Annotated in this window: 4 protein-coding genes; all 4 read left to right on the top strand. The window is 66.9% G+C overall.

All coding sequences use genetic code 11. From position 1 onward, the window contains the following. The first annotated feature begins 300 nt into the window (after positions 1-300). Positions 301-1,191 (top strand): tRNA glutamyl-Q(34) synthetase GluQRS, encoded by an 891-nt coding sequence (gene gluQRS / locus ACMV8A_RS15395; protein ID WP_495326768.1) that lies wholly within the window; start codon positions 301-303, stop codon positions 1,189-1,191. A gap of 207 nt (positions 1,192-1,398) precedes the next feature. Beyond that, positions 1,399-1,605, top strand: coding sequence for a hypothetical protein (locus ACMV8A_RS15390; protein ID WP_495326767.1), 207 nt, complete (start codon positions 1,399-1,401; stop codon positions 1,603-1,605). Further along, positions 1,595-4,600 (top strand): sensor histidine kinase, encoded by a 3,006-nt coding sequence (locus ACMV8A_RS15385; RefSeq protein ID WP_495326766.1) that lies wholly within the window; start codon positions 1,595-1,597, stop codon positions 4,598-4,600. The genes ACMV8A_RS15390 and ACMV8A_RS15385 overlap by 11 nt, the downstream gene beginning before the upstream one ends. Beyond that, a partial coding sequence (locus ACMV8A_RS15380; protein WP_495326765.1) for a sigma-54-dependent transcriptional regulator occupies positions 4,597-5,864 on the top strand: 1,268 nt, incomplete at its 3' end. The genes ACMV8A_RS15385 and ACMV8A_RS15380, both read left to right, overlap by 4 nt.

Below are 5,864 nucleotides of genomic sequence, written 5' to 3'. Positions count from 1 at the left end.
CCCCTCTAGTTTTTTTTCCCCCCCCCCCCCCCCCCCCCCCCGCGACTGCGGTGGCAACTCTCCACTCCTCCCCCGCGGCTGCGGTGGCGACTCTTCTCTCCTCCCCCGCGACTGCGGGGAGGCCGGGAGGGGGCGTGCCCATCGACGCCCCCCTCCCCAACCCTCCCCATTCCATGGGGAGGGAGTGTTCTCCTCTACCGAACCTGCGGTGGCGGCTCTCCACTCCTCCCCCGCGGCTGCGGGGAGGCCGGGAGGGAACTGGCCCTCGGCGTGTAACTTGTCACTGGTAGCTTGCATCTGATGTACATCGGTCGCTTCGCTCCCTCGCCCACCGGTCCGCTGCACTTCGGTTCGCTGCTGGCGGCGCTGGCCAGTTGTCTGGAGGCACGGCAGCAGGACGGGCAGTGGCTGGTGCGCATGGAGGACATCGACCCACCGCGCGAAGTGGCCGGCGCCGCCGACCTGATCCTGCGTACGCTGGAGCATTACGGTTTCACGTGGGACGGGCCGGTGCGCTATCAAAGCCGGCGCGATGAGGCCTATCACGCCGCCTTGGATGAATTGCAGCACAGCGGCGCACTGTACGCCTGCCGCTGTTCACGCAGGGAAGCCCTGGAGGCGGCGGCGGCCGCCAATCTCGCCCCCGGCGTGTATCCCGGCACCTGCCGCGGCGAGAGGTATGCCGTCAGCGGACCCGGCGCGCTGCGCGTCCGCACTGACGGGTCGGTGATCGAATTTACCGATCGCCTGCAGGGCGCACAGCACCAGGCACTGGAGCACGAGGTGGGCGATTTCGTGGTGCGCCGCGCCGATGGCCTGTGGGCCTACCAGTTGGCCGTGGTAGTGGACGACGCCGACCAGGGCATCACCCGCATCGTGCGCGGCAGCGACCTGCTCGACTCCACCCCGCGCCAGATCCACCTGCAACACCTGCTCGGCCTGCCCACCCCCCGTTACCTGCACCTACCGGTGGCGGTCAACGCCGCCGGGGAAAAACTCTCCAAGCAGACCTTCGCCCCTGCCCTGCCCATGGACAACCCGCTGCCGCCGCTGTGGCAGGCCCTGGCCTTCCTCGGCCAGCAGCCGCCGACGGAGCTGCTGGAGGGCGACATTGCCGCGCTGTGGCGCTGGGCAGTGGCACATTGGAATGCCGCGGCGATTCCGGCGCTGCGGGCAATACCGTGGACTTGATTGGTTTATCGTTCCCACGCGGAGCGTATTCATCGTTCCCACACTCTGCGTGGGAATGCAGCCTGCGACGCTCTGCGTCGCGGCGGACGCGGAGCGTCCTGAACGGCGTTCCCACGCGGAGCGTGGGAACGATGGTCAGTCACGATCTCGCACTCCCACGGCCATCCCACCTGTTACCTTTCGTAACGTTTCTGATAAGCTGCGCCGATGGCTCTTCCCCCGCAAAATGAACGGCAACTGGACCGGGTGGTACTCCTGTTTCTGGTGGCGCTGTTCCTGCTCGCCTCGCCCCTGCTGAACTGGTGGGCGGCGGACGGCAATCCCTGGTATCTGCCCTACCTCATCTGGCTGGGGCTGATTGCGGCCATGTACCGGCTGCAGCGACGTACGCGACGGGATCACCATGACCTTTGAGTTGTGGCAGCTGTTTCTGGCGGGTGTCGGCTACCTGCTGTTGCTGTTTCTCATCGCCTATGCCGCCGAACGCGGCTGGCTGCCGTCGAAGCTGGCGCGCCATCCGCTCACCTACACCCTGTCCCTCGGCGTCTATGCCACCTCGTGGAGTTTCTACGGCAGCGTCGGCTTCGCCCAGGCCCAGGGCTACAGCTTCCTCACCATCTATCTCGGCGTCACCGTGGCGTTTCTGCTCACGCCGGTGCTGCTCAAGCCGATCCTGCGGCTGACGCGGGAATACCAGCTCGCCTCGCTGGCCGATGTGTTCGCCTTCCGCTACCAGAGTCAGCTGGCGGGCGTGCTGGTGACTCTGTTCATGCTGGCGGGCATCCTGCCCTACCTCGCCCTGCAGGTGCGCGCGGTGACCGAGTCGCTGCAGGTGCTGACCCAGGACACCACGCCGCAACTGTTCCTTGCCCTGGGCTTCTGCATCACCCTGATCCTGTTTGCCGTGCTGTTCGGCGCGCGCCACAGTTCGGCGCGCGAAAAGCACGAGGGGCTGGTGGTGGCCATCGCCTTCGAGTCGCTGATCAAGCTGCTGGCGCTGCTGTCGGTGGGACTGTTCGCGGTCTACGGCGTGTTCGGTGGTTTCGGTGACATGGAGGCCTGGCTGGCGGCCCACCCGGAGGCCATTAACAAGCTGTATCAGCCGGTGCGCGAGGGACCGTGGGCGACACTGCTGCTGCTGGCCTTTGCCGCCGCCTTTCTGCTGCCGCGCCAGTTCCACATGACATTTACCGAGAACATCGAGCCACGCACGCTGAACTTTGCCGCCTGGGCGTTTCCGCTGTTTCTGCTGCTGCTCAATCTCTCCATCCCACCGATCCTGTGGGCTGGCCAGCGTCTGACGCCGGACGCCTCACCGGATTATTTCGTGCTCGGCATCACCCTGTTCGGTGATTCCTCGCTGCTGCCAGTCCTCACCTTCCTCGGCGGTGTGTCGGCGGCCTCCGCCATGATGATCGTGGAGACACTGGCACTGGCCTCCATGTGCATGAACCATCTGGTGCTACCGGCCAGCTTCCCGCCGCGGCTGTCGCCGCAGACCGACATCTACCGTTGGCTGCTGTGGGGCCGGCGCGTGCTGATCACCGTGATCATCCTTGCCGGCTACGGCTTCTACCTGCTGCTGGAACATAACCAGGGCTTGGTGCAGTTGGGCCTGATCTCCTTCGTCGCCGTGGCGCAGTTCCTGCCCGGCATCGTCGGCCTGCTGTACTGGCGCCGCGCCACCCGCGCTGGTTTCATCTGCGGCCTGCTCGGCGGCGGTACGGTATGGGCGGTGCTGTTGGTGCTGCCGCTGCTGGAACGCTCCGGCATCCTGCCGGGCTCACTGGCCTGGCTCGCCGGCTGGGGCCACGTGGAGGGCGAGCCGTGGAGCCACGCCACCTTCTGGACCCTGGCGGTCAACGCCCTGCTGTTCGGCGGCGTGTCCCTCATCACCCGCGCCACGGATGCGGAACAGGAGGCGGCACGCGCCTGCTGCAAGGAGAGCATGACGCCGCCAGCCGGTGTGCCGCTGGCCATCTCGCCGCAACAGTTCAAGGAACAACTGGCACAGATCACCGGCGCCGAGATGGCGGAGCGCGAAGTGGCGCAGGCGCTGGCCGACCTCGGCCTGGAGGCCGGCGAGGAGCGGCAGACCGAACTGCGCCGCCTGCGCGAGCGCATCGAGCGCAATCTGTCCGGTCTGGTCGGGCCGCTGCTGGCGCGCATGATCGTCGACGAGCGCCTGCGCACCGACACCACCACCCGCAACGCCCTCGCCGCCAGCGTGCGCTTCGTCGAACAGCGGCTGGAGGAGTCGCGCTCGCAGTTGCGCGGCCTCGCCGCCGAACTGGACAACCTGCGCCGTTACCACCGCCAGGTACTGCTCGATCTGCCGCTGGGCGTGTGCGCCGTCAGCCCCGACCTGGAGGTGATCTCCTGGAACCAGGCCATGGCCGCCCTCTCCGGCCTGGAGGACTATCAGACCGTGGGCCGCCAACTGCGCGAGCTGCCCGATCCCTGGGCGGGGCTATTCGGTGGCTTCCTGCGCACCCAGGACCGGCACCTGCGCAAGGTGAAGGTGAACAGTGAGGGGCGCGCCCGCGTGTTCAACCTGCACAAGGCCGCCATCGAAGACCCGGCCGGCATCGACGCCGCCCTGCGCCGGCCACACAGCGGCGGCACCGTGATCCTCATCGAGGACCTCACCGACCTGCACATGCTGGAGTCGGAGCTGGCCCACAGCGAACGCCTCGCCTCCATCGGCCGCCTCGCCGCCGGTGTGGCCCACGAGATCGGCAATCCCGTCACCGGCATCGCCTGCCTGGCGCAGAACGTGCTGTACGACAAGGGCGACCCGGAGTTCGTGGCAGAGAGTATCGAGCAGATACTGGAACAGACACGGCGCATCACCAACATCGTGCACTCGTTGGTGAGTTTCAGTCACAGCGGCACCGCGGTGGACCATACCCCGGCGCCGTTCAACCTGCACGACTGCATCGAGGACGCCATGCGCCTGGTGCGCCTGTCCCACGCCGGCAAGCAGATCGAATTCGTCAATCAGTGCGCACCGGAACTGACCGTGCATGGCGATCACCAGCGCATGATTCAGGTGTTCGTCAATCTGCTCACCAATGCCTGCGACGCCTCCCAGCCCGGCGACCGCGTGGTGGTGAGCGGGCGCAGCGACGGCAGCTTCATAGAAACGGTGGTAACCGACTACGGCCGCGGCATCCCCGAGGAATTGCAGGACCAGGTGTTCGAACCGTTCTTCACCACCAAACAACCGGGTGAAGGCACCGGTCTCGGCCTGCCCATGGTCTACAACATCGTCGCCGAGCACGCCGGCAGCGTCACCCTGCGCAGCCGCCCCGGCGAGGGCACCTCGGTGATCCTGCGCCTGCCCGTCACCCGCTATGAATTGCGCGGGACGAAGGACGAAGACAAGAGAGAAGACAGCAACACATGAGCCAGATCCTCATCATCGAAGACGAAGCGGTGATCCGCACCTCGCTGCGCCGGCTGCTGCAACGCGCCGGCTATGAGATCTGCGAAGCCGGCTCCGTGGCCGAGGCGGAGCAGCACGGCTTCACCGACTTCGACCTCATCATTACCGACCTGCGCCTGCCGGGCGAGCCGGGCACCGCCGTCATCGGCAAGGCCCAGGGCGTGCCCGTGCTGGTGATGACCAGCTATGCCAGCGTGCGCTCGGCGGTGGAATCGATGCAGATGGGCGCGGTGGACTACATCGCCAAGCCCTTCGATCACGACGAGATGCTGCTCACGGTCGAACGCATCCTCAAGCGGAGCACCCTGGAACGCCAGAATGCCGCCCTCAAACAGGACCTCTCCCGCGCCTATCCTGCCGGCGGCATGATCGGGTGCTGCCCCGCCATGCAGGAGGTGTTCGAGCGCATCCGCAAGGTGGCGCCCACCGACGCCACCGTGCTGATCCTCGGCGAGTCGGGCACCGGCAAGGAACTGGTGGCGCGCGCGGTGCATGAGCAAAGCATGCGGCGCGACGCACCGATCATCGCCGTCAATTGCGCCGCCATCCCCGCCGGACTCATCGAGTCGGAACTGTTCGGCCACGAAAAGGGCGCCTTCACCGGCGCCGTCGGCACCCACCGCGGCCTGGTGGAAGCGGCTGACGGCGGCACCCTGTTCCTGGACGAAATCGGCGAACTGCCACTGGAGGCGCAGGCCCGCCTGCTGCGCGTGATCCAGGAGGGCGAGATCCGTCGCGTCGGCTCCACCCAGGCGCGCAAGGTCAACGTACGCCTCATCGCCGCCACCCACCGCGACCTGCAACAGTGCGTCAATGACGGCAGATTCCGCGGCGACCTCTATTACCGCCTGCATGTGATGGAGATCCGCCTGGCGCCGCTGCGCGAGCGCGGCGAGGACATCCGCCAGCTCGCCGAGGTGTTGCTGGACAAGACGCGCCAGCGCCTCAACCGCCCGCCCATGAGTTTCACCGCCGAGGCCATGGAACGGTTGCGCCGGCACAGCTGGCCCGGTAACGTGCGCGAGCTGGAAAACGTCATTGAACGTGCGGTCATTCTTGCCGACGGCGCACAAATCACCGCCCAGCTGCTGGCTATCGACAACCCACCCGGCAACGGGCAGGATAGCCCGTCCGCGTTCAGCGACGAGACCCTGTCCCTCGATGACTACTTCCGCCGCTTCGTGCGGGAAAACGAGGGGCAAATGACGGAAACCGAACTGGCGCG

Source organism: Sulfurivermis sp. (genome assembly GCF_059410345.1).
The sequence above is the reverse complement of the archived record's forward strand: the minus strand, read 5'-3'. Positions and strand labels throughout refer to the sequence as shown.

What these genes read in the sequence shown, in the direction of transcription:
- gluQRS (WP_495326768.1), top strand. Translation starts at nt 301, where the DNA reads ATGTACATCGGTCGCTTCGCTCCCTCGCCCACCGGTCCGCTGCACTTC.
- ACMV8A_RS15390 (WP_495326767.1), top strand. Translation starts at nt 1,399, where the DNA reads ATGGCTCTTCCCCCGCAAAATGAACGGCAACTGGACCGGGTGGTACTC.
- ACMV8A_RS15385 (WP_495326766.1), top strand. Translation starts at nt 1,595, where the DNA reads ATGACCTTTGAGTTGTGGCAGCTGTTTCTGGCGGGTGTCGGCTACCTG.